At 32.8% G+C, this 23,779-nt stretch carries 20 protein-coding genes and 1 riboswitch; of the genes, 17 read left to right on the top strand and 3 right to left on the bottom strand.

Annotation, left to right across the window (positions count from 1 at the left end):
* Positions 1 to 269 precede the first annotated feature (269 nt).
* From AWE51_RS19025 to metF, 6 genes are all read left to right on the top strand, one after another.
* Positions 270 to 1,829 carry a family 16 glycosylhydrolase gene (locus AWE51_RS19025; protein ID WP_066316835.1) on the top strand — a complete coding sequence of 520 codons (1,560 nt, stop codon included), beginning with the start codon at positions 270 to 272 and terminating at the stop codon, positions 1,827 to 1,829.
* A 271-nt stretch (positions 1,830 to 2,100) separates the two neighbouring features.
* Positions 2,101 to 2,961 carry a hypothetical protein gene (locus AWE51_RS19020; RefSeq protein ID WP_066316833.1) on the top strand — a complete coding sequence of 287 codons (861 nt, stop codon included), beginning with the start codon at positions 2,101 to 2,103 and terminating at the stop codon, positions 2,959 to 2,961.
* A 256-nt stretch (positions 2,962 to 3,217) separates the two neighbouring features.
* Positions 3,218 to 3,320, top strand: a riboswitch (SAM riboswitch).
* Between the two features lie 161 nt (positions 3,321 to 3,481).
* Entirely contained in the window at positions 3,482 to 4,483 is a 1,002-nt protein-coding gene (locus AWE51_RS19015; protein ID WP_066316832.1) for a homocysteine S-methyltransferase family protein, read from the top strand.
* Between the two features lie 3 nt (positions 4,484 to 4,486).
* Positions 4,487 to 7,183, top strand: a complete 2,697-nt coding sequence (metH, locus tag AWE51_RS19010; RefSeq protein ID WP_066316830.1) for a methionine synthase — start codon at positions 4,487 to 4,489, stop codon at positions 7,181 to 7,183.
* 12 nt (positions 7,184 to 7,195) lie between these two features.
* Entirely contained in the window at positions 7,196 to 7,669 is a 474-nt protein-coding gene (locus AWE51_RS19005) for a DinB family protein (RefSeq protein WP_066316828.1), read from the top strand.
* 98 nt (positions 7,670 to 7,767) lie between these two features.
* Positions 7,768 to 8,721 carry a methylenetetrahydrofolate reductase [NAD(P)H] gene (gene metF / locus AWE51_RS19000; protein WP_066316826.1) on the top strand — a complete coding sequence of 318 codons (954 nt, stop codon included), beginning with the start codon at positions 7,768 to 7,770 and terminating at the stop codon, positions 8,719 to 8,721.
* Here the strand turns inward: metF and AWE51_RS18995 are convergent.
* Positions 8,718 to 9,398 carry a haloacid dehalogenase type II gene (locus AWE51_RS18995; RefSeq protein ID WP_066316824.1) on the bottom strand — a complete coding sequence of 227 codons (681 nt, stop codon included), beginning with the start codon at positions 9,396 to 9,398 and terminating at the stop codon, positions 8,718 to 8,720. The two genes, metF and AWE51_RS18995, sit on opposite strands and share 4 nt — an antisense overlap.
* A gap of 123 nt (positions 9,399 to 9,521) precedes the next feature.
* On the opposite strand from AWE51_RS18995, the gene AWE51_RS18990 reads away from it, so the two are divergent.
* From AWE51_RS18990 to AWE51_RS18975, 4 genes are all read left to right on the top strand, one after another.
* Positions 9,522 to 10,619, top strand: coding sequence for an acyloxyacyl hydrolase (locus AWE51_RS18990; protein ID WP_066316822.1), 1,098 nt, complete (start codon positions 9,522 to 9,524; stop codon positions 10,617 to 10,619).
* Positions 10,616 to 11,362, top strand: coding sequence for a head GIN domain-containing protein (locus AWE51_RS18985; protein WP_066316820.1), 747 nt, complete (start codon positions 10,616 to 10,618; stop codon positions 11,360 to 11,362). The genes AWE51_RS18990 and AWE51_RS18985 overlap by 4 nt, the downstream gene beginning before the upstream one ends.
* A 165-nt stretch (positions 11,363 to 11,527) precedes the next feature.
* The gene (locus tag AWE51_RS18980) at positions 11,528 to 13,450 is read left to right on the top strand and encodes a PAS domain-containing protein (RefSeq protein ID WP_082832516.1); all 1,923 of its coding nucleotides are present in this window, start codon (positions 11,528 to 11,530) and stop codon (positions 13,448 to 13,450) included.
* Entirely contained in the window at positions 13,437 to 13,841 is a 405-nt protein-coding gene (locus AWE51_RS18975) for a response regulator (RefSeq protein WP_066316816.1), read from the top strand. The genes AWE51_RS18980 and AWE51_RS18975 overlap by 14 nt, the downstream gene beginning before the upstream one ends.
* Positions 13,842 to 13,860: 19 nt before the next feature.
* Here AWE51_RS18975 and gldA read toward each other — a convergent pair whose 3' ends face one another.
* Positions 13,861 to 14,766 (bottom strand): gliding motility-associated ABC transporter ATP-binding subunit GldA, encoded by a 906-nt coding sequence (gldA, locus tag AWE51_RS18970; protein ID WP_066316809.1) that lies wholly within the window; start codon positions 14,764 to 14,766, stop codon positions 13,861 to 13,863.
* A 322-nt stretch (positions 14,767 to 15,088) separates the two neighbouring features.
* On the opposite strand from gldA, the gene AWE51_RS18965 reads away from it, so the two are divergent.
* The gene (locus AWE51_RS18965) at positions 15,089 to 16,402 is read left to right on the top strand and encodes a glycoside hydrolase family 1 protein (RefSeq protein WP_066316806.1); all 1,314 of its coding nucleotides are present in this window, start codon (positions 15,089 to 15,091) and stop codon (positions 16,400 to 16,402) included.
* On the opposite strand, the gene AWE51_RS18960 is transcribed toward AWE51_RS18965, so the two are convergent.
* Positions 16,385 to 16,846 (bottom strand): Lrp/AsnC family transcriptional regulator, encoded by a 462-nt coding sequence (locus AWE51_RS18960; RefSeq protein WP_066316803.1) that lies wholly within the window; start codon positions 16,844 to 16,846, stop codon positions 16,385 to 16,387. The genes AWE51_RS18965 and AWE51_RS18960 overlap by 18 nt on opposite strands.
* A gap of 187 nt (positions 16,847 to 17,033) precedes the next feature.
* On the opposite strand from AWE51_RS18960, the gene AWE51_RS18955 reads away from it, so the two are divergent.
* The 6 genes from AWE51_RS18955 to AWE51_RS18930 all read left to right on the top strand — a co-directional run bounded on the left by AWE51_RS18955 (position 17,034) and on the right by AWE51_RS18930 (position 23,778).
* On the top strand, positions 17,034 to 18,008 hold the full coding sequence (locus AWE51_RS18955; protein WP_066316796.1) for an NAD-dependent epimerase/dehydratase family protein: 975 nt from the start codon (positions 17,034 to 17,036) through the stop codon (positions 18,006 to 18,008).
* A 73-nt stretch (positions 18,009 to 18,081) separates the two neighbouring features.
* Positions 18,082 to 19,269 (top strand): glycine C-acetyltransferase, encoded by a 1,188-nt coding sequence (gene kbl / locus AWE51_RS18950; RefSeq protein ID WP_066316793.1) that lies wholly within the window; start codon positions 18,082 to 18,084, stop codon positions 19,267 to 19,269.
* A 487-nt stretch (positions 19,270 to 19,756) separates the two neighbouring features.
* Positions 19,757 to 20,644 carry a prephenate dehydratase gene (locus AWE51_RS18945; protein WP_082832515.1) on the top strand — a complete coding sequence of 296 codons (888 nt, stop codon included), beginning with the start codon at positions 19,757 to 19,759 and terminating at the stop codon, positions 20,642 to 20,644.
* Entirely contained in the window at positions 20,641 to 21,798 is a 1,158-nt protein-coding gene (locus tag AWE51_RS18940) for a pyridoxal phosphate-dependent aminotransferase (RefSeq protein WP_066316790.1), read from the top strand. Before AWE51_RS18945 ends, AWE51_RS18940 begins: the two co-directional genes overlap by 4 nt.
* Entirely contained in the window at positions 21,795 to 22,643 is an 849-nt protein-coding gene (locus tag AWE51_RS18935) for a prephenate dehydrogenase (protein WP_066316787.1), read from the top strand. The genes AWE51_RS18940 and AWE51_RS18935 overlap by 4 nt, the downstream gene beginning before the upstream one ends.
* 52 nt (positions 22,644 to 22,695) lie before the next feature.
* Positions 22,696 to 23,778 carry a bifunctional 3-deoxy-7-phosphoheptulonate synthase/chorismate mutase type II gene (locus tag AWE51_RS18930; protein WP_066316784.1) on the top strand — a complete coding sequence of 361 codons (1,083 nt, stop codon included), beginning with the start codon at positions 22,696 to 22,698 and terminating at the stop codon, positions 23,776 to 23,778.
* Position 23,779 lies beyond the last annotated feature (1 nt).

Genomic DNA, 23,779 nt, shown 5'->3' with positions numbered 1-23,779 from the left:
GGTCGAATGTACACCATTTGTATCCTTTTTTCTATTTAATGTATCACTTTTGTAACCCTTAAATTTTTGGAAGTAATGGTATAAAATACAGTTTTTTGATATCGTTATAAAAAGAATGGTTTTTTGGAGTATATGACAATAATTTAGTTAATTTTTTAAACAATATTTAGATTATTTATGGTTGATTTCTAACCATTTGTTATGGTTTATATGTGGTTGTTCGTAGTAATTTTATGTATATCAACTTTTTACACATAAAATTAACAATTATGAAAAACTTAAAACACACAATTTTACTGGTATTATGTATTGTTGGATTCCAACTAACAATAGCACAACCCACCCCTCCAAACGGGAAGAAATGGGAAAAAGTAGACGTCTTGTCAGATGAATTTAACGGAAATTCATTGAATACTTCCAAATGGTTAATAAATGATCCACAGTGGGAGGGTAGACGACCTGCAAGATTTGAAACATCTTCAGTATCCGTTTCAGGTGGAAACCTTAAAATTTCAGCATCAAAAAAATCAAACCCATTTAATGGATGGACCCACAGCGGTGGACTTGTAAGAGCTAAAACAAGAAGTTTGTATGGGTATTACGAAACGCGAATGAAAGCTAATAAAACATTCATGTCTTCTACTTTTTGGTTAATCAATAAACGAAACGAGTTTACAGGTTGCGATTTTAGAACTACAGAACTTGACATTACAGAAACTGTAGGGGTTAATAGTAACGGAGCAAATTGGGTGAATAATACGATTAGAAACATGAATTCTAATACGCATAGTAGAGGTACTTCTTGTAATAGTACTCCTGTAGGAATAAAAGGAGCTAAAGCTGCACTTGGTGGACAATCTTGGCAAGCATATCACACCTATGGGGTGTGGTGGAAAAGTAAAACTGAGGTATTGTTTTATCTAGATGGTAAGTTTGTGAATAAAGTAACCCCTGCTGCAGATTTTAATCTTCCAATGTATTTACGAATGGTTGTAGAGACTTATGACTGGAACCCTCCTAAGGCAGGTGCAGACGGTATGAATGATTCTGCAGCTAATCGTACAACACTTTATGACTGGGTGCGTTCTTATAAATTAGTTGACTGTAATTCTAATTGTGGAGGTAACCCAGATCCAGGATCTAGTGGAACAGTTACTATGAAAGGGCAGTCAATAAATAAATTTATAAGCTCAGAAAATGGGAATAGATCGATGAGAGCCGTAAGCAATTCAGCTGGAGGACAAGAAAAATTTATAGTTAAATCTGAAGGTAATGGTACTGTAAGTTTTAAAGGAAACAATGGTAAATATGTGAGCTCAGAAGATGGTAAAAAAGCTATGAACTGCAACCGTAATGTTGTTGGAGCATGGGAAAAATTTACCCTAGTGCCTCAAGGGGGTAATGTCTACGCAATTAGAGGAAATAATGGTAAATACGTGAGTCATGAGAATGGAAGTAATAATGGAATTAATTGTAATAGAAATGCAATAGGATCATGGGAGAAGTTCGTTATTAACGGACTTAATAAATCTAAAGAGTTTACTACAGATAATGCACCTTTAGAGCGTAAAGTTACAACGTACCCAAATCCAATAAAGGCTAACGGAGCTCTAAATATGTCATTTAAATTACAAGAAGAAACCAAAATTGCTGTTACTTTATATAATATCGCAGGACAACAAGTACTAAAGAGTAATTTAGGAACTTTTAAAGCCGGTAGCCACGACTTAAAATTATTTGATAGATCAAAAAGTTTTAGTAATGGTATATATATCTTAAAAGTTAAAATGAATGATATAGAAACATTAGAACGTTTAAATTTTAGATAATAATATTCACTTTAAAAGGTAATAATTACTTTTAGATCGTAAGTATTATAATGTAAATCGCAGTAATTCTAGAATTACTGCGATTTTTTTGATATTAGCATAAGAATAATAAACTAGTTCCATTTCATTAGTATCATAAATTAAGGTATTTGTTCAGTCTTTTAACCCTTTAAAATTAATGTAATACACTTAGATGTTAATAGGGCATTCTCCTCTGTTTTATAGAATGTTATTGTTTTAGTTTTAGGGCGTGCAACAAAAATCAATAATTATGAAAACAAACTTTTTTGGGTTAAAATATCCTGTTTTAGCCACGCTGTTAGCAAGTGTATTATTATTTACAAATTGTGAAAAAGAAGCAATTCTTGATACAAAATCAGAGGCTATAATTACAGAGCAAGATGATTTTCTGAAACAAGCAAAAATAGAGTATTTAGAAGAGAAAGGAATTGATATTATAGATATCGATATTATTGATATAGACTGGTGTTCAATTATACCAAATTTATCGGGTTACTACTCTGCTAATGATGGAGGACATTATTATGTAAGACATATTGGGAACAAGATATATTGGTTTGGAGAACATCCATCTGGGATATGGGCAAATGTATTTAGAGGCACTATAGAAGAAAAAACAATAACTGGAGCTTTTTATGATGTTCCCAAAGGAAGTATTCAAGGATTAGGAAGTTTAGTGTTATCCGTTAAATGTTTTGGTAGTGGTTTCACAAAAGTTTCTGGTGCTAATTTTGGGGGATCCAATTGGACAAAAACAACTAAGCCTACAAATCTACCGCGCCCAAGAATTGCAGGATTTGGTGTTCGCAATGATGAGAATAATCTAACAGGAAGATGGGTTGGTGATGATGGAGGTATTTATTACATAAGACAAATTCATAATCAGATTATATGGTTTGGTGAACGTAATTTTAGAAACGGACAACCCGCTTGGTCTAACATTGCTTGGGGGAGCAATGTTTACGGAGGGTTATGGTTAGATTGGATAGATGTTCCAAAAGGAAGTGCTAATAGTGCAGGTGGAATTCTTAGAGGTCACGTAGAAGGACCAAATTATATAACTCTAGGTCATAATACCGGAGGGTTTGGCGGAGGACGACTCTGGAGATAGTATATCTCGAATACTAAAAATTTAAGATCTTCTCAAAAGAAGGTCTTTTTCTTTATGAACTCATCTTGCCTTTTTGTTTTTAACCGAAAATGAGATGCGATCTGTATAAATTTTAGCCATTTCTTAGGAAATAGAAAAAGTCAAGATGAGTTCTATATATAAAATCTCAAAATAAACTTGCACAACAAACCACTATGTCTTTTCTTTGTGGTCTAATAATAAGAACGAGGAATCGTTCAGCTCATATACATTTTTACTGTTATCAAGAAAGGTGGAGGGAATAGACCCTATGAAGCCTTAGCAACCCTTTATATAATAAAGAAGGTGCTACATTCTATCCCACTGGGACTAGATAACGAAGATTCATAGCTATGCTATATTTTCCATTTATTTTTCTTGATATAATTTAACTCCTTTTTTAAGGGAATAAATTTTTGATAATGATACACCTATGTTGTAGTGATGTTTCATTGTTATATTTTAAAATTAGGATTGATTTTAATCAACCTAAGAAATTACTATGAAAGATATAAAGAAGATTTTAGAAGAAAGAATCCTTGTGCTAGATGGGGCAATGGGTACAATGTTGCAAAGACATAAATTTACAGAAGAAGATTTTAGAGGAGAACGCTTTAAAGATTGGCATGTTCCTGTGCAAGGAAATAATGATTTATTAAGCATTACTCAACCCGGTGCTATAAAAGAAGTACATGCATTGTATTTTGAAGCTGGAGCTGATATTGTAGAGACAAATACATTTTCGGGTACGACAATAGCAATGGCCGATTATGAAATGGAAGATTTGGTCTATGAATTAAACTACCAATCGGCAAAGATTGCTAAAGAAGTAGCAGATGAGTTTACGGCAAAAGAGCCACATAAACCCCGTTTTGTTGCAGGATCTATTGGTCCTACAAATAGAACAGCTAGCATGTCGCCCGATGTTAATGATCCAGGGTATCGAGCAGTAACTTTTGATGACTTAAGGAAAGCGTATAAGCAGCAAGTAGAAGCTCTCGTAGATGGGGGGTCAGATATTTTATTAGTTGAAACTGTTTTTGACACCCTTAATGCGAAAGCAGCACTTTTCGCTATTGAAGAAGTGAAAGAAGAAAAAAATATAGATATCCCAATTATGGTAAGTGGTACCATAACCGATGCCAGTGGTAGAACCTTATCTGGTCAAACAGCTGAAGCCTTTTTAATTTCAGTTTCACATATTCCTATGCTATCAATTGGTTTTAATTGTGCTTTAGGTGCAAATCAGTTGACACCGCATTTAGAAGTGCTCGCGCAAAAAGCTGATTTTGCAGTATCAGCACACCCCAATGCAGGATTACCAAATGCCTTTGGTGAATATGATGAAACACCAGAACAAATGGCAGAACAGATCAAAGAATATATGGACAAAAGTCTAGTCAATATAATAGGAGGATGTTGCGGGACAACACCAGAACATATTTCGGCTATAGCCGAACTGGCTAAGAATTATAAACCCAGAACCGTGGGTGTGATCGCATAGTTTATGAGTAAGCAAGGAAAAAGAAAATATCTCAAACTTTCTGGTTTAGAACCTATGATAGTTTCGGCTAACACTAATTTTATTAATGTTGGAGAACGAACAAATGTGGCTGGATCACGTAAGTTTTTACGCTTGGTCAAAGAAGAAAAATTTGATGAAGCTCTTGATATAGCAAGACATCAGGTAGAAGGAGGAGCACAAGTTATCGATATTAATATGGATGACGGTTTAATTGATGGTAAAGAGGCCATGGTGCGTTTTCTTAATCTAATTATGGCCGAACCCGATATTGCTAGAGTGCCTATTATGATCGATAGCTCTAAATGGGAAATTATTGAAGCGGGCTTGCAGGTAGTACAAGGAAAATGCGTTGTCAACTCAATAAGTCTTAAAGAAGGAGAGAAAGAATTTATAGCGCATGCAAAGGCAATTAAACGATACGGTGCGGCTGTAATCATAATGGCTTTTGATGAGGTTGGACAAGCAGATAATTATGAAAGACGTATAGAAATTTCTAAAAGATCGTATGATATATTAGTAAATAAAGTAAAATTCCCAGCCGAGGATATAATATTTGATTTAAATATTTTTCCCGTGGCAACAGGAATGGATGAACATCGGAAAAATGCTATAGATTTCATAGAAGCTACGAGATGGGTAAGAGAAAATCTCCCCCATTGTAGTGTAAGTGGTGGTGTAAGTAACGTTTCTTTTTCATTTAGAGGAAACAATCCTGTGCGAGAAGCTATGCATTCAGTGTTCTTATATCATGCTATTAAAGCTGGGATGAATATGGGGATCGTAAATCCCGCAATGCTAGAGGTATATGATGATATCCCTAAAGACTTATTAGAACATGTCGAAGATGTGATTCTTGATCGAAGAGATGACGCAACAGAACGATTACTTGATTTTGCAGAAACTGTAAAAGGAACAAAAAAAGAACAGACCGTAGATCTTTCTTGGCGAGAAGAACCTTTACAAAACAGAATTACAAGAGCATTAGTAAAAGGTATAGATCAATATATTGTAGAAGATGTAGAAGAAGCAAGACAAAAAGCAGATAAACCCATCGAGGTTATAGAAGGAAACTTAATGGTGGGGATGAACGTTGTGGGTGATTTATTTGGATCAGGTAAAATGTTTTTACCTCAGGTAGTAAAATCTGCTCGTGTAATGAAAAAAGCAGTTGCTCATCTATTACCTTATATCGAAGAAGAAAAAAAGAAAAACCCAACATCTTCTAACGGGAAGGAAAATGCTGGTAAAGTATTAATGGCAACTGTAAAAGGTGATGTTCATGATATTGGAAAAAATATTGTTTCAGTAGTACTCGGGTGTAATAATTATGAAATTGTAGATCTTGGTGTAATGGTGCCTCCAGAAAAGATTATACAAACGGCTATTGATGAACAAGTAGATGTTATTGGTTTAAGTGGTTTGATCACTCCATCTTTGGATGAAATGGTGTATCTGGCAAAAGAAATGGAGCGTAAGAATTTTAAGGTTCCGCTATTAATAGGGGGTGCAACAACTTCTAAAGCACACACGGCAGTTAAAATAGATCCACAATATAAAAATGCAGTAGTTCATGTAAATGATGCTTCAAGAGCAGTCACAGTAGTAGGAGATTTGTTAAATAAAAGGAGCAATCAAAAATACATAGGAAATCTTAAGGATGACTATGAAAAATTTAGAGAAGGATTTTTAAAAAGAACAAAAAAGAAAGAATACTTAAGCATTAAAGAAGCCCGTAAAAACAAATATAAAATTGATTGGTCTATTGCTAAGATTACAAAACCCAATAAGACTGGTAGTACAGTAATTGAAGATTTAGAACTTAGAAAACTTGAACCTTATATAGATTGGACTCCTTTTTTTAGATCTTGGGACTTGCATGGCAAATACCCTGGTATTCTAACAGATGAAATAGTAGGAGAGCAAGCAACTTCTTTATTTAAAGATGCGCAAGAACTATTACAAAAAGTTTTTGATCAAAAGCTTTTAGGAGCTAAAGCTGTTTATGGATTGTTTGAGGCTAATTGTGTTAATGATGATGATATTGAGCTGTCTTCTAACAAAGGTAATTTCAAATTTAGAACGTTACGTCAACAACTAAAAAAACATGCAGGAAAGCCAAACTTTGCATTATCTGATTTTATAGCACCAAAAGAAAGTGAAATACAAGATTATATAGGTTGTTTTTGTGTTACGACCGGATTTGGCACAAAAGAACTTGCAGAAAAGTTTGAAGCCGAACATGATGATTATAATGCTATAATGATAAAGGCATTGGCGGATAGATTGGCAGAAGCTTTTGCTGAATATTTACATGAGAAAGTGCGTAAAGAAGATTGGGGATATGCTAGCGATGAAAAACTGACAAATTTAGAATTGATAAAAGAAAGTTACAAAGGAATTCGACCTGCGCCCGGGTATCCTGCATGCCCTGATCATTTAGAAAAATTAACAATATGGGAAGTACTAGAGGTAAAAGAACGAATTAATGTCGAGCTAACAGAAAGTTTGGCTATGTGGCCGGCAGCATCAGTATCAGGATATTATTTTGCCAATCCAGAAGCTCGATATTTCGGGCTAGGTAAGATAAAAGAAGATCAAGTAAAAGATTTTGCAAGTAGGAAAAAAATCGATTTCGAGTATGCAAAAAAATGGCTTAACCCTAACCTGATCGATACCTAAAATCGAAAGCATATGGATATAGAAGATTGTATTACACAACTTGAAGAAGTTTTTGAAGGAGAGCCTTGGTATGGTACGTCAGTATTAAAATCTCTGGAGTTGATTCCTGTGCTATTTTGGAACAAAAATTTAGAGAATAGTTCAAATTCGATCGCAAAACTTGTTTATCATATTATAGATTGGCGTTGGTTTATTATTGAGAAAGTCAAGAATAATGAAACATTCAGTATCGAGTTAAATTCTGAAAAAGATTGGAGAAAAAATAGCTCAGTAATTACTCAAGAAGAAAAGGAAAAATGTATAGGTGAACTTATAAAAACTCAAGAACTACTATGCCGATTAGTATCTGAAAAACCAGATTCATGGTTATATGAGTTTGCTGCTGGTAAAGACTATAGTAATGAATATATGATAAGAGGTTTACTACAACATGATTTGTATCATCTGGGACAGATTAATATGTTATATAGTAGGTTAAAGAAGTAATTAAATAGTAAAGAAAGTAATTTTTGATTTCGTTTTTTGGATAAAATACTTATTGCAAAAGAATGGATCAATATTTAAGAATAAGAATAAAAGAATAGATGAAAGTAACAGAGCATATAGAAAAGGCTAAAGGGAAAACATTATTTTCTTTTGAATTAATACCACCTCAAAAAGGGAGAAGCATTCAAGAATTGTATGATAATATTGATCCTTTAATGGAATTTAATCCACCTTTTATTGATGTAACAACATCTCGAGAAGAATTTATATATATAGATAGAGAAGGATTACTGGATAAGAAACTAACAAGAATGCGACCAGGAACATTAGGGATTTGTGCATCTATTACGCATAAGTATAATGTAGATACAATCCCTCATGTATTATGTGGTGGATTTACTAAAGAAGAGACAGAGTATCTTTTAGTGGATTGTCATTATTTAGGAATTGATAATGTAATGGCTTTGCGTGGTGATGCTATGAAAGAAGAAAAGTATTTTATTCCCACCAAAGGAGGACATAAATATGCTAACGAATTGGTTACACAAATAGCCAATATGAATAAAGGACAATATCTCCATGAAGTAATTGAGACAAATAATAAGTCCAATTTTTGTGTAGGAGTAGCCGGGTATCCAGAAAAACATATGGAAGCTCCTTCAATGGACTCAGATATTCGTAGACTAAAGGAAAAAGTAGATGCAGGAGCAGATTATGTTGTGACTCAAATGTTTTTTGATAATAAAAAGTATTTTTCATTTGTAGAAAAAGCAAGAGCTGCAGGTATAAATATCCCTATTATACCTGGAATTAAACCAGCTGCGGTAAAGAGACATTTGCAATTATTACCTCAGGTTTTTAAATTAGATATGCCAGATGATCTTGTAAGAGCAATCGAAGGGTGTAAAAATAATGTCGAAGTAAGAGAAGTGGGTATTGAGTTTGCAATACAACAATCTAAAGAATTAATGGATTTTGGAGTACCAGTGCTGCACTATTATTCTATGGGTAAATCAGATAATATTAAGAAAATTGCAAGTGCTATATTTTAAATAGAAGAATCTAAAACTTCTTTCAATTCGATAAGTGAACCGATTGTTTTGGTTGGGATAATACCCCAAGGGTCAAATACTGATTCTGAAGATCGCCGAACCCATATTGTACGCATGCCATATGCCGAGGCTCCAATAATATCAAATGGATTACTTGATATTAGCCAAGTCATATTTTTGGTTGAATCTGTTTTTGTATTAAAGTACCGATAAACAATCGGGCTTGGTTTAAATATCTTTACATCTTCTGCACTAACTGATCCATTAATGAACTGATCAATTTGGGCAGTTTTAATTAGATTTTGGATAGCTTGATTACTACCGTTTGAAAATGCATATATTTTATGATTTGTATTTTGAAGTAGTTTTAAACCTTGTATTACATCAGGATAAATAGGTAGTGTCTTATATTCATTTAATAAATTGTTTTTTTGTTGACTGGTAAGAGGTTCGTTCAGTTTCTTACATGTATAGTCAAGAGCTTGCTTTGTGCAAATTGAAAAATCGACATAAGAATTCATTAAACCCCGTCTAAACGAATATTCTAATTGCGTATTACGCCAAGTTTGCGTAAACAATTTAGAAGAGTCTCCAATAATTTTGTTTACAGAATGTTCTATTGATGTCGTATCGATTAAGGTTCCATAAATATCAAAAGCCAAAGTAAAAGAAGTCATAATTCTATAAAATATCAAAAACAATATACCGTTTGAAAGGTAGAATATGTTAATGACTTAAAAAGTTAATATAGGTTAAAATAGTTATGTCATTATTTAAAAAGGTATTATTACATTTGCCAAATGAGTAAATCTATTTGTGTAATCTTATTGTTGTTTTGTTTTACCGGTTATACCCAAATAGAAACTAAGGCAAATTATAGTTTAGACGTCAATAATTTTTATGGCACGGTTCTAAAACATAATCCCGATATTTCTCATCTTATCACAGGACATCCAAGTGGAGTGATTTTTTCTTTTCAACGAAAAACATATGGAGAAAAAGAGTGGCAGAGATTGTATAACCATCCTGATTATGGGTTTTCTTTTATCTATCAAGATTTAGACAATGAATTTTTAGGAGAGCAATTTGGCGTATTTATACATTATAACTTTTATTTTTTTAATAGGCTTTTAATGTTAAGAGTTGGGCAAGGTGGTTCATACGCAACTAAACCCTATGATGAAGATAACAACTTCAGAAATATAGCTTACGGAAGTCATTTAGTAAGTGCAACATATGCATTGTTGAATTTTAAAAAGAAAAATCTTATTAGTGGCTTAGGATTGCAAGCAGGTTTGGGTATTATTCATTACTCAAACGGAAATATAAAAGCTCCAAATAAAAGTACAAATACATTATTATTAAATGCTGGGTTAACATACAATTTGGATCAAGATGAACCAGAATACATAAAAAAAGAAAAAGGACTATACAAAGGAGGAGAACCGTTGAGCTATGGTTTTGTCTTTAGAGGTGGTATTAATGAAAGTGATGTGGTGGGATCAGGTAGACTGCCTTTTTATACATTCGGTGCTTTTTTGGATAAAAGACTAAATAAAAAGAGTGCTATTCAGTTAGGAACAGAATTGTTTTTTTCTAAAGCATTAGAAAGATTTATCGATTTTAGAGCAGTAGACGCTTTTAATGATGGTACTACAGGAGACGAGGATTCTAAAAGACTAGGAGTTTTTTTAGGACACGAGTTGCGAATACATAGAACTTCTGTTTTGACCCAAGTAGGCTATTATGCATATTATCCATATGATTTTGAGGGTCAAACATATCTTAGAGCTGGTCTTCAATACTATTTTACAAAAAATATTTTTGGAGCCTTTACAGTTAGATCTCATGCAGCAAAAGCCGAAGCTATGGAGTTTTCGGTAGGATATAGATTATGAAAAAAATAGGATACATATTAAGCGTTATTTTGGTTTTTGGGTGTAACTCTGAAGATGCTTCAGATTGTTTTCAAAGAACTGGAGATATTATTAGAGAAGAAGTTGCAGTATCAGATTTTACAAGAATTCTAGTAAACCCCAATGTAGAATTGATAATCCGAGAAGGATTAGATACTTCGGTGGTTATTGAAACGGGTGATAATTTGATAAATGAAGTATCTGCAATTGTTCAGGGAGATCGATTGATACTTAGCGATACTAATGATTGTGCTTTTTTTAGAGGCTTTAATCAAACCAAAGTTTTTGTTACCGCACCAAACATCACAGAAATAAGAAGTGCTACTCAGTTTGGTATATTATCTAATGGGGTCTTAAGTTATCCAAGTGTTAGTTTAATATCCGAAGATTTTAATGAAAATACTGGAACTACCACAGGTACTTTTAATCTAGATATAAATAGTGAAACTATTCGTGTTTCGGGCAATAATATAGCATCTTTTTTTATCTCAGGAAAAGTTGAAAATCTAACGGTAAGTTTTTTCTCAGGAACAGGAAGATTTGAAGGGATGAATCTAGAGGCTCAAAATGTTAATATTTTTCATAGGGGTACAAATAAAATTATTGTAAATCCTATCGAGGCTATAAGAGGCGAACTTCGCAGTACAGGAGATGTAATTTCAGTAAATAGACCGCCAATTATAGAAGTTACTGAGTTTTTTACTGGGAAATTACTATTTCAATAAAAATACATTTCTATAAGAGTATTTTTAGAACTTAATTAGATACTCAAATCCTTAAATACAGGAGGTGATTTCCGTAAAAAGATTGAGGCTATTTGATCTTTCTTGTTGAAATTAATATATAACTTTATGTGGCCCCAAAGTTTCACTTAAAATTTTACTTCTAAAATGATTCAGGATAAGTCACATATGGATCAAGGTACAGAGAGTTTAAAGCAAAATTATCTAAAAAAAGAGTTATATACGCTTATAAAAAAAGATGATTTGATTTTTGATTTTGTTCAAGAAGCAGGACTCGATGGGCTTTGGTTTTGGGATTTAAATAATCCTGAAAATGAATGGATGAATGCTAAATTCTGGACAACTTTAGGATATAATCCAAACGAAATGCCTCATACTTCATCTGCTTGGCAAGATATTATCAATAAAGATGATTTAAAGTTAGTTTATCAAAACTTTGCAAAGCATTGTAAAGACCCTTCACATCCATATGATCAAGTTGTACGATATACTCATAAACATGGGCATACAATTTGGATTCAATGTAGAGGCTTAGTATTGCGAGATGATAAAGGAAAACCAAGGCGTATGATTGGTGCTCATACTGATATTACTAAACTTAAAGAAGTAGAATTACAGCTGCAAAGACAGGTAAATCGGTACCATCATGTTATCGAAGGAACTAATCTTGGTACGTGGGAATGGAACGTGCAAACTGGAGAAACTATTTTTAACGAAAGATGGGCAGAAATTATTGGATATAAATTATCAGAATTAGAACCGATCTCAATAAATACTTGGGTAGAAAATTCAAACCCTGATGATCTTAAAAAATCAAATCAAGTTTTACAAAAGCACTTTGAAGGAAAAACATCTTTTTATGAATTTGAGGCAAGAATGAAACATAAAAATGGTGATTGGATATGGGTTTTAGATAGAGGTAAAGTAGTGAGTTGGGATACTAACGGAAACCCAGAATGGATGATAGGTTCTCATCAAGAAATAACAAAAAAGAAAAAGGATTATGAACGTAACAGACTTTTTATAGAACAGGCTCCCAGTGCAATAGCAATGTTTGATAATAGCATGTGTTATCTTGCGGCTTCTCAAGAATGGTTCAATGTTTTTAAGATTGACAAACAAGAAATAGTTGGAAAATCGTACTATGAGATATCTCCTAAAATAGCAACAAAATGGGAGATCAATCATAAAAAATGTTTGTCAGGTAAGATCATAAAAAATAATGCTGAGCGTATACAGAATGATAATGGATCGGTGCAATGGTTGTCTTGGGAATTTCGACCCTGGTATACAAATGATAATAAGGTTGGAGGAATAATTATTCATACTTCAGATATCACCAAAATTAAGAGAGAACAAGAATTGAAATCTCTCTTAGAAGTAGCAGAAAAGCAAAACAAAAGGCTAAAGAATTTTGCGCATATAGTTTCTCATAACCTAAAATCACATTCAGGTAATTTCGAAATGCTTTTGGATTTATTTGCTCAGGAAAACCCTGAAATGCAGGATAACGAGATTATACAGCTATTCAAAACGGCTTCAGACCATCTTAGTAAAACAATCGTACATCTAAACGAAGTGGTTTTAATGAATACCTCAGTTAAAGATAATTTAACAGAGCTAAACTTAAGGCAAGCAGCTAACAAAGCAATAGAGAGTGTTTTGGCGATTGCTATTGAAAATGAAGTAATCATAAATAATAATATTGACCCTAAGTTGAATGTTTTAGGAGTGTCTGCGTACCTTGATAGTATCTTGCTTAATTTTATTACCAATGGCATTAAATATAGTACCACGAAAAGGAATAGCTACGTTACTTTGAGTGCTGATTTACAGGATGATTATGTAGTTGTAAATATAGAAGACAATGGCCTAGGGATTGATTTAAAACGACACAGATCTAAGTTATTCGGAATGTATAAAACTTTTCATAATAATAAAGATGCTAGAGGTATAGGGTTGTTTATTACGAAAAATCAGGTTGAAGCCATAGGCGGAAAAATAGAAGTGTATAGTACAGTTGATCAAGGAACCACATTTAAAATTTATCTGAAATATGAAAAAAATTGATATTGCTTGTATTATTGATGATGACCCTATCTTCATTTTTGGAATAAAAAAAATAATGGAACTTATCGGTTTTTCAAAGAGCTTTATGATCTTTCATAATGGAAAAGAAGCATTAAATAATTTGAAAGCAATTGTTTCGCAAGAGGAAAAATTACCAGATGTTATTTTATTAGACTTAAATATGCCTATACTTGATGGTTGGCAGTTTTTAGAAGAGTTTATTAAAGTTCCTTGTAAAAAGAAAATAATAATTTATATCGTCTCTTCATCGGTTGACCCAGAAGATGTGTTAAGAGCAGAGTCTTATCAAGAGGTTAGTGATTATATAGTAAAGCCTGTTTCTGTTCAAAAACTCAAAGAAATTTTAAATGATATCCAAAAAGCAGGCTAATCAACTTTTTAGAACAATCTTACGGCTTAGAAGGGTTAGTTAATTCTCTAAATAAACTTTCTAAGTCTTTGTTCTTTCGAGATAATTGTAAAATTTTAAGTTCGTGATCATGGGCGAAATCAAAAACTTTTGGTCGCATATCAGTAGCAGTGTTAAAAGTGATTTGATACACAAATCCGTGAATGTTTTTTACATTTACTGTATTTGGTAGTTTTAATAAAAAAGCCTCCTCAATACGGTAATCAAATTCTACTTCAACAATCTGATCGTTTTCTTCAATTAACGAATTTAGATTTTTATCGGCAACAATAGTACCTTTATTAATAATGATAACCCTATCGCACATAGCCTCTACCTCTTGCATAATATGTGTAGACAGAAATACCGTTTTTTGTTTTCCAATAGTCTTAATAAGCTCTCTTATTTCTACTAATTGGTTAGGGTCTAGTCCTGTAGTGGGTTCATCTAGAATTAATACCTCAGGATCATGCAGTAGGGCACAGGCTAAACCAACACGTTGTTGATATCCTTTTGAGAGTTGATTAATCTTTTTATGTGCTTCAGATGATAATCCTGTAAGTTTGATCACATCTTCAATTCTTGTCTTTGGGATTTTGTATACCTGTGCATTAAAAGTTAAATATTCTCTAACATACATTTCAACATACAAAGGATTATGTTCAGGAAGATATCCAACACTTTTTTGCACGGCAGTAGCTTGAGTATCGATATCAAACCCACTTACCGATGCTGATCCTTCCGACGGTTTAAGATAGGTCGTGAGAATTTTCATCATCGTTGATTTTCCGGCACCATTAGGGCCTAAAAAACCAACTATTTCTCCTTGCTTTATTTCAAAAGAAATATTAAGTAATGCATTTTGATCTTTATAGGATTTAGAAATATTAGATACTGAAATTGACATAAATAATAGAATATCTGATTACATTCAAAAGTACATAATTCAAAAAATATTGTATTGTATAAGAATAAAAAAATATGAAACCTCTTAACAATAAAATAATATTGAGATAAAACTGTCTGATGGAATATAAATTATCTTTATAAATATAAGATAATCAATATGTTATTTTCTGATTTAAAAAAACTACTTGGTCAAATGTTGCATAAGCTTGTTTGCTTTGTACAACAACTCATTTTTCTTATTTTGTTTCCTTTTTTAAAAAAAGGACTGTTTAAACACTAAATGTTCTTGTGTTTTGGAGTTTAGAACGTTAATTTGATTGATGCGTAAAATTGAAGAACTTACCTGGGGTGTTACTCTTGCTGCCGCCCAGACCGAAGGCGCTTATAATAAGGACGGAAAAGGACTGTCAATTTGGGATACTTTTACCGAAAAAAAATATAAAATTAAAGACCGTTCTAATGCTAAAATTGCTACAGATTTTTATCATAGATATAAGGAAGATATTGATATTGCCGTAGCAATTGGATTAAGAATATTTCGATTTTCGATTGCGTGGTCAAGGATTCTGCCTGATGGGGTAGGTGAAATTAATGCAAAAGGAGTCGATTTTTATAATAAAGTAATCGATTATTGTCTAGAAAAAGGTATCGAACCTTGGATAACAACGTACCATTGGGATTTACCTCAAAAACTACAAGATAAAGGGGGTTGGGTTAATAGAGATATAGTTGAAGCGTACAAAAAATATGTAACCATTTTAAGAGATCATTTTTCTGACCGTGTTAAAAATTGGATCATAATTAATGAAGGTATTGTATGCATAGGTGGAGGATATTTTCTTGGAGTTCATGCACCCGGTAAAAGAGGAATTCGAAACTTTAGCGCAGCAACTCATCATCTTTTATTGGCTCAGGCTACAGGATTTAAAGTTTTAAAACAGGTGGATAATTTATGTGTAGGTACAGCAGTAAGTTGTACAAAAATTGAACCCTTTAGTAAATCCAAAAAAGATGTTAGGGCAGCAAAAAGAATAGATGCACTAATGAATCGATTATTTATAGAACCGCATTTAGGAATGGGATATCCAGAATCAGATCTTCCTCTAGTAAAACGAATTCAAAAGTATGTGAAAGATGGTGATATGGATCAGATGAAAACTGATTTTGACTTTTGGGGTATTCAGACATATACAAGAGAAGTGATTAGAGCAGCTTGGTATATTCCCTATTTAGGAGCTATGCAGGTAAAACCGAAAAATAGAAATGTAGCAACCTCTATTATGGGGTGGGAGACGTATACAAAAGGAATATCTTATTTTTTAAAACGATTTGCTAACTATGATCGTAATAAATCATTATGGCTGACAGAGTGTGGTATGGCACTAGCTAAAAATGAAGATGAAGAAAAACGCATAGAGTATTATACAGAGATCATTGACGAAATGAAATTAGCATTAAATGACAATGTTAATCTAAAAGGAATTTTACTTTGGACGCTTGTTGATAATTTTGAATGGGCAGAAGGTTATGTTCCTAAATTTGGTATTGTAAGCCTTAATCATAAAACGTTAGAACGTAAATTAAAGAAAACGGCGATTTGGTTAACAACTTATTTGTCAAATGTAAAACTCTGATGTGTGTTTTATTTCCTTTAATACGAATGTACTATTAAGTACACCTATATTTTCTATTTTCGAGAGTTTGGTTTTTACAAAATCATGATATTCTTCCAAACCTTTTGTATGTATTTTTAAAACAAAATCAACCTGTCCTGCCATGTGATAACATTCTTGTACTTCTTTTAAATTTTGAATTTGCTCTTCAAACTTTTCTATAAAAGCCTCATTATGATAACGCATAGATACCTGACAAATGGTAGTCACCGATCTGTCGATTAATTTTTTATCCAAAATAGCAACATACTTCTTGATAAAACCTTGTTTTTCCAGGCGGCGGATTCTCTCATAAACAGGAGAAGAAGTAAGATTAAGAATACCGGCGATCTCTTTTGCTGTTTTTTTAGAATCTTCTTGAAGAATTCTGAGAATAGTGATATCAGTTTGATCTAATTGTTCCATAAGGTGTCAAAAAAAATTACTACAAAACCACAGTTTTAATATGGGTAAAAGTAAATATAGCTGTTTAATCGTGTATAAAAAGTAAAAATAGCTTAATTATTTTACAAATAAGGCTATAATATCTTCTTTTTGTAATTTAGTAAGTGAATAATACTTTGTATTGTGTTAAAATTTTAAGAGGAAGGATATGGAAACAGTAGTTTTGGTTATAGGTGCAAATGGTCAGTTAGGATCCGTTTTAACAAAAGCGCTTCAAAAGAAGTTTGGTTTGGAACGAGTTATAGCTTCAGATTTAAAATCAATAAATGCTTTTCATGGTATTTTTGAAGTTATTGATGCTACTAATGAGAGTAAAATAGAAGAAATAGTAACAAGATATAAGGTAACACAGATTTATCATTTGGCGGCAATATTATCGGCCAAAGGAGAAGAGACCCCTTTAAAAACTTGGGATATTAATATGAAAACCTTGTTTAATGTTTTAGAGGTCTCTAGAAAAAATAATATAGACAAAGTATTTTTTCCTAGTTCAATTGCTGTTTTTGGAGAAGGAGCACAAGCAATAAATACTCCAAACGATGCATACTTAGATCCGGCAACAGTGTATGGAATTAGTAAAGCAGCTGGTGAAAATTGGGCTCAATATTATTTTCTTCGATATGGTTTAGATGTTCGATCCCTGCGTTATCCAGGTGTGATAGGGTTTCAATCTTTGCCAGGAGGGGGTACAACAGATTATGCAGTCGATATCTATCATAAAGCTGTATGTGAAGAAGAGTTTGATTGTTTTTTGGATAAAAACACTACGTTGCCTATGATTTTTATGGATGATGTAATACGAGCAACAATTTCATTAATGGATGCTCCAAAAAATGATATTACTATACGCACTTCATATAATATTGCAGGAACTAGCTTTTCTCCAGCAGAAATAGTTCATGAAATTCGTAAATTGTATCCTGGTTTTAAAGTAAAATATAATCCTGATTTTAGACAAGAAATAGCGGCTAGATGGCCAAAATCAATCGATGATTCAGCAGCTACTAAAGATTGGGGATGGAAACCAAAATTTGATCTTGAAAGAATCACGGTGACGATGATTCAAAAACTACAAGAAAAATATAAAACAGGTTCAAAAAACCTTGAAGCTTTACTGTTTTAAGGAATTAAAAAAAATATAAAAATCTAGTTTTAGCTAGAGACCAATAATAGCAATAAAAAAATAAATCCGAAAGATGTTTTCAAATATAAAAGATCAATTACAAAAGGAATTAGACGAAATTACCACAGCAGGATTGTATAAATCAGAAAGAATAATTACAACACCTCAAGGAGCAGAAATTAATACGACAAAAACAACCAATGTGTTAAATTTCTGTGCAAACAACTACCTTGGACTTTCCTCACACCCTGATGTTATTGAAGCAGGTAAAAATGCAATAGATTCTCATGGGTATGGATTATCATCAGTACGTTTTATTTGCGGTACTCAAGATATTCATAAAGAATTAGAGCAGAAAACTGCAGAATTCTTAGGTATGGAAGACTGTATTCTGTATGCTGCTGCTTTTGATGCTAATGGTGGAGTGTTTGAGCCAATTTTAAGTGCCGAAGATGCTATAATTTCTGATGCTTTGAATCATGCATCTATTATAGATGGAGTTCGTTTATGTAAAGCTAAACGTTTTAGATACGAACATAATAATATGGTTGATCTAGAAAAGCAGTTAGAAGCAGCAAAAGGATCCAGAAGAATTTTGATTGTTACAGATGGTTCATTTTCTATGGATGGAACCATAGCTCAATTAGATAAAATTTGTGATTTAGCAGATGCTTATGAGGCAATGGTAATGATAGACGAATGCCATTCTACGGGGTTCCTTGGTAAAACAGGTAGAGGAACTCATGAGTACAGAGATGTAATGGGACGTATAGATATTATTACTGGTACTTACGGCAAAGCTTTAGGAGGAGCTTCTGGTGGATTTACTGCTGCGAGAAAAGAAATAGTAGAAATGCTGAGACAACGCTCTAGACCATATCTTTTTTCGAATACCGTAGCGCCATCAATAGTTGGGGCTTCCATAAAAGTATTAGATCTGCTAAGTTCTTCGACATCGTTACGAGATAAGCTAGAAGAAAATACCAAGTACTTTAGATCAGAAATGACCAAAGCAGGTTTTGATATTATTCCGGGAGATCATCCTATAGTTCCTGTAATGTTGCAAGAAGCAAAACTAGCACAAGAATTTGCCTCTAAATTGTTAGATGAAGGAATTTATGTGATTGGATTCTTTTACCCAGTTGTGCCTAAAGGTAAGGCTAGGATACGAGTACAACTTTCTGCGGGACATGATAAAGCTCATTTAGAAAAAGCTGTAGCTGCCTTTACCAAAGTTGGTAAAGAGTTAGGGGTTATATAAAAGAAAAAAAATAATCCCGTTTGACTGTGTTTTTGATTTTATCGATACTTATTTCATCTTATATGAAGTAGATGTTTTTGTAAAGTGTTGATATAGATGATCTCACGAACGTTTGTTAGCACTAAAAAATATAGAAGATTTGCAAAAGAAGAGGTGTTTTGTTTTAATAATTACAGTAATACCTAGTTATTATTTAGAATTTGATGATAATGCCCTTCTAGGAATGAAAAAAATGAAAAAACATTTTGTGGCGGAATAGTTTTACCTAATTTAGCCATATCATAATTTAAGACAATGAACAACGTATTTACTTGGAATCGATTTTATTTCTTCTTCTTTTATTTTAAAGATAGAAGCGGGATTACTATGTAGATACTACTTAAAATATATAGTTTGAATCCCGATGAAAATCGGGATTTTTTTTTGACACTTTTTTAAAACTTAAAATAAGAGTTTTTTTAACTAATAAAATTGTGAATAGTACTAAATGAAAGACATTAATCAAGATATAATAGAGCCAAAAACAGTTGCTGTAGATAATGTATCGGGCTTAAAAGTAGCTATACAAGGAATAAAAGGATCTTATCATCATGGTGTTGCCAAAGCTTATTTTGGAGAAAACGTGGTGGTTGATGAATGTATGTCTTTTCAGGAATTGGTGCATAGCTTAGAGAGGAATAAAAGTACAGATGCTGTAATGGCTATCGAAAATTCTATAGCAGGCTCTATAATTCCTAACTATGCTTATATTGATGAGCATAATATCACTATAAAAGGTGAATATTATATGCCAATACATCATTGTTTGATGGCATTACGAGGTCAAGAGATTTCAGATATTAAAGAGGTCTATTCTCACCCAATGGCCTTATTGCAATGTAAAGAGTTTTTTAGGTCCTATCCTCATATTAAATTAGTAGAAGATGCTGATACTGCAGATGTGGCTAGAAGAATTAATGAAAAACAGTTAAAAGGTATTGCTGCCGTCGCTGGAGCAACTGCTGCGGCTATTTATGGATTAGATATTCTAGCAAAAGAAATACAAACCATAAAATCAAATAGTACACGTTTTTTTATCCTTACGGCAAGAGAAGAAGCCAAAGTAGAGAAAGAAGAGATAAATAAAGCTTCATTAAAATTTCTTACAGACCACAAAAGAGGAAGCTTGGCTACTGTACTTAATGTGATGAGTGATTGCAATTTGAATTTAACTAAAATTCAATCATTACCACTAATAGATAAGCCTTGGAAATATTCTTTTTTTGTAGATGTAACTTTTGAAGACTATGCAGACTATGAAAAGGCAATGTCGATTTTAAAAATAATGGCTTTAGAATTAAAAGTATTAGGAGAATATAAAAATCAAAACAGATGAGCATTCAAACTGCAAAAAGATTAGATACTGTAGAAGAATACTATTTCTCAAAAAAACTAAGAGAAGTTAGAGCACTTGCAGCTTCTGGAAAACCAGTGCTTAATATGGCTATCGGTAGTCCTGATCTTGATCCGCCTACAGAAGTGATTTTAGCTATGCAAGAGGCAGTAACACTAGATGGAGCGCATAAGTATCAAAGTTATCAAGGGATCCCAGAATTAAGAAAAGCTTTTTCGAATTTTTATAAGACCAAATATGAGGTGGTATTAAATCCTGATACAGAAACTTTGCCACTTATGGGGTCTAAAGAAGGTATAATGCATATTTCTTTAGCTTATCTTAATGCAGGTGATAAAGTGTTGATTCCTAATCCAGGGTATCCAACATATAGCTCAGTTACTAATTTGGTGGGTGCAGAACCAGTTTTTTATAATTTAGTTCAAGATAATGCGTGGGAACCTGATTTTCATAGTCTTGAAAAAATGGATCTAAATAATGTAAAAATTATGTGGGTGAATTATCCGCATATGCCAACAGGGGCTTCGGGAAGTATAGAGCTATTTAAAAAACTAATTGATTTTGCAAAAAAACATAGTATCCTATTAGTAAATGATAACCCTTATAGTTTTGTTTTAAATGATTGTCCAACAAGTATTTTGTCTGTTCCGGGAGCAAAAGAAGTAGCATTAGAACTCAATTCTCTAAGTAAAACATTTAATATGGCGGGATGGCGAGTTGGTATGCTAAGCGGTAGTGAAGAAAAAATAGAAGCTGTCTTAAAAGTAAAAAGTAATATGGATAGCGGAATGTTTCAAGGAATTCAAAAAGGAGCAATAGCAGCGCTTAACGTTTCTGATACATGGTACAAGAAAATGAATGAGATTTATGAAGAAAGGAGAACTATGATATGGGAACTAGCTAACCTTTTAGGTTGTACTTTTGATAAGACTGCAAAAGGAATGTTTGTTTGGGCAAAATTACCGCAAGGCATAGAGGCTACTTCTTTTATTGATACAATCTTATATGAAAATGACGTATTTATTGCTCCAGGGGATATTTTCGGAAGTAATGGTAAAGGGTATATTCGTTTTTCACTTTGTGTGACCATAGAAAATATAAAAGAAGCTATTAAAAGATTACGAGTAGAAGCATGAATGTATTTATAATAGGAATCGGATTAATAGGAGGGTCTTTTGCTATCGATATTAAAGCCGCTTTTGATGATGCAAAAATTTATGGCATTGATGAAAGTGAAGAAAATCTGAATAAAGCCTTAGATCTGGGATTGATACAATATAAATCAAGTTTAGATAAGTTAGAAAAAGCTGATATAGTTATTGTGGCTATTCCTGTAGATGCTACAGTACAAATGTTGCCAGTAATCTTGGATAAAATCAATGATGATTGTTTAGTCTTTGATGTAGGTTCTACAAAACAAAAACTTTGCAAAACTGTTTCTGAACATAAAAAACGAAGAAACTACCTTGCAGCTCATCCTATTGCTGGTACAGAGTTTTCGGGACCTCAAGCTGCAATAGCAAATCTGTATAGAGGCAAGACAAATATTATTTGCGAAGTTGAAAAAACAGCATTTAAGCTGCAAGAAAGAGGTATGGAGATTTTCTCACGTTTAGGAATGAGGATACGATATATGGATTCTGCTTCGCATGATAAACATATAGCATATGTTTCACATTTATCTCATATAAGTTCTTTTATGTTGGGTAAGACCGTAATTGAGAAAGAAAAAAATGAGAGAGATATTTTTGACATGGCAGGTAGTGGGTTTGCATCAACAGTTCGTTTGGCAAAAAGCTCTCCCGCAATGTGGGCGCCAATTTTTAAACATAATAAAGAAAATGTAATAGAAACATTAGAAGAGTATATCGCAAATCTTACTCAATTTAAGAAGTTAATAGAAGACGATAATTTTACCGAAATTTACAAGGAAATGCAAGACACAAATCACATAAAAACAATTCTAAAAGGAATTTCATAGTAAGAAATAAAAATAAAGTAGACATAACAATAACAAAGAATTAAATATAGACATGGAAAATAAGAAAGAACTTAGAAACTGGTTAGATGATTATAATTTGAATCATCCCTTGGTAATCGGAGGTCCTTGTAGTGCCGAGACAGAAGATCAGGTTGTCAAAATAGCACACCAACTTAAAGACTCTGATGCTACAGTCTTAAGAGCAGGTATCTGGAAACCAAGAACTAGACCAGGTAATTTTGAAGGAGTTGGAGCCTTAGGATTAAAATGGTTGCAGAGAGCAAAAGAAGAAACAGGATTAAAAATAGCTACAGAAGTGGCAAACCCACATCATGTAGAGCTTGCTTTAGAACATGGTGTTGATGTACTTTGGATTGGTGCCAGAAGTACAGTTTCTCCGTTTATAGTACAAGATATTGCTGAAGCTTGTAAAGGAATAGATAATCCAGTACTTATTAAAAACCCAATTAACCCAGACCTTTCTCTTTGGTTAGGAGCGGTAGAACGTTTCTATACATGTGATGTAAAGAACCTAGGGGTTATTCATAGAGGATTCTCAACCTATGAGAAAACTAAATATCGTAATATTCCGGAGTGGCAAATTCCTATTGATTTACAAAATCGTTTCCCAGATTTACCATTAATTCTAGATCCATCTCATATTGCAGGAAGAAGAGATCTGATTTTTGATCTTTCTCAAACAGCTTTAGATCTTAATTTTGATGGATTAATTGTAGAAACTCATTATGATCCTGACAATGCATGGAGTGATGCGAAACAACAAATTACGCCAGATACATTAATTCAGTATATGAAAGACTTAAAAATTCGTAAAGAAGTTGGTGTTGATGAAGCTTATCAAAAAACACTAGGAGAATTACGTGCAAAAATTGATATAGCCGACAATCAATTACTAGAGACATTATCAAGAAGAATGAAAATTTCTGATGAAATTGGACGAGCTAAAGCAAAGCAAAATGTAGCAATTCTGCAATCTAAAAGATGGAATGAGATCTTAGGAAAAATGATTCTTGAAGGCGAAGAAAAAGGACTAAGTGAAGAGTTTATTCTTAGAATATATAAGGCAATTCACCAAGAATCTATAAACCACCAAGAGAAAGTGGCCAGAGGATAAT

Source organism: Aquimarina aggregata, assembly GCF_001632745.1.
Lineage (GTDB): Bacteria > Bacteroidota > Bacteroidia > Flavobacteriales > Flavobacteriaceae > Aquimarina > Aquimarina aggregata.
Note: the sequence above shows the minus strand (reverse complement) of the source record. Positions and strands in the feature narration are given on the sequence as shown.

Coding starts and splice junctions, on each gene's coding strand:
- AWE51_RS18965 (WP_066316806.1), top strand. CDS start 15,089: ATGCGTAAAATTGAAGAACTTACCTGGGGTGTTACTCTTGCTGCCGCC.
- AWE51_RS19025 (WP_066316835.1), top strand. CDS start 270: ATGAAAAACTTAAAACACACAATTTTACTGGTATTATGTATTGTTGGA.
- AWE51_RS19005 (WP_066316828.1), top strand. CDS start 7,196: ATGGATATAGAAGATTGTATTACACAACTTGAAGAAGTTTTTGAAGGA.
- AWE51_RS18945 (WP_082832515.1), top strand. CDS start 19,757: ATGAAAGACATTAATCAAGATATAATAGAGCCAAAAACAGTTGCTGTA.
- AWE51_RS19020 (WP_066316833.1), top strand. CDS start 2,101: ATGAAAACAAACTTTTTTGGGTTAAAATATCCTGTTTTAGCCACGCTG.
- AWE51_RS18935 (WP_066316787.1), top strand. CDS start 21,795: ATGAATGTATTTATAATAGGAATCGGATTAATAGGAGGGTCTTTTGCT.
- metH (WP_066316830.1), top strand. CDS start 4,487: ATGAGTAAGCAAGGAAAAAGAAAATATCTCAAACTTTCTGGTTTAGAA.
- AWE51_RS18930 (WP_066316784.1), top strand. CDS start 22,696: ATGGAAAATAAGAAAGAACTTAGAAACTGGTTAGATGATTATAATTTG.
- kbl (WP_066316793.1), top strand. CDS start 18,082: ATGTTTTCAAATATAAAAGATCAATTACAAAAGGAATTAGACGAAATT.
- AWE51_RS18980 (WP_082832516.1), top strand. CDS start 11,528: ATGATTCAGGATAAGTCACATATGGATCAAGGTACAGAGAGTTTAAAG.
- AWE51_RS18995 (WP_066316824.1), bottom strand. CDS start 9,398: ATGACTTCTTTTACTTTGGCTTTTGATATTTATGGAACCTTAATCGAT.
- AWE51_RS18940 (WP_066316790.1), top strand. CDS start 20,641: ATGAGCATTCAAACTGCAAAAAGATTAGATACTGTAGAAGAATACTAT.
- AWE51_RS18955 (WP_066316796.1), top strand. CDS start 17,034: ATGGAAACAGTAGTTTTGGTTATAGGTGCAAATGGTCAGTTAGGATCC.
- metF (WP_066316826.1), top strand. CDS start 7,768: ATGAAAGTAACAGAGCATATAGAAAAGGCTAAAGGGAAAACATTATTT.
- gldA (WP_066316809.1), bottom strand. CDS start 14,766: ATGTCAATTTCAGTATCTAATATTTCTAAATCCTATAAAGATCAAAAT.
- AWE51_RS18960 (WP_066316803.1), bottom strand. CDS start 16,846: ATGGAACAATTAGATCAAACTGATATCACTATTCTCAGAATTCTTCAA.
- AWE51_RS18990 (WP_066316822.1), top strand. CDS start 9,522: ATGAGTAAATCTATTTGTGTAATCTTATTGTTGTTTTGTTTTACCGGT.
- AWE51_RS18975 (WP_066316816.1), top strand. CDS start 13,437: ATGAAAAAAATTGATATTGCTTGTATTATTGATGATGACCCTATCTTC.
- AWE51_RS18985 (WP_066316820.1), top strand. CDS start 10,616: ATGAAAAAAATAGGATACATATTAAGCGTTATTTTGGTTTTTGGGTGT.
- AWE51_RS19015 (WP_066316832.1), top strand. CDS start 3,482: ATGAAAGATATAAAGAAGATTTTAGAAGAAAGAATCCTTGTGCTAGAT.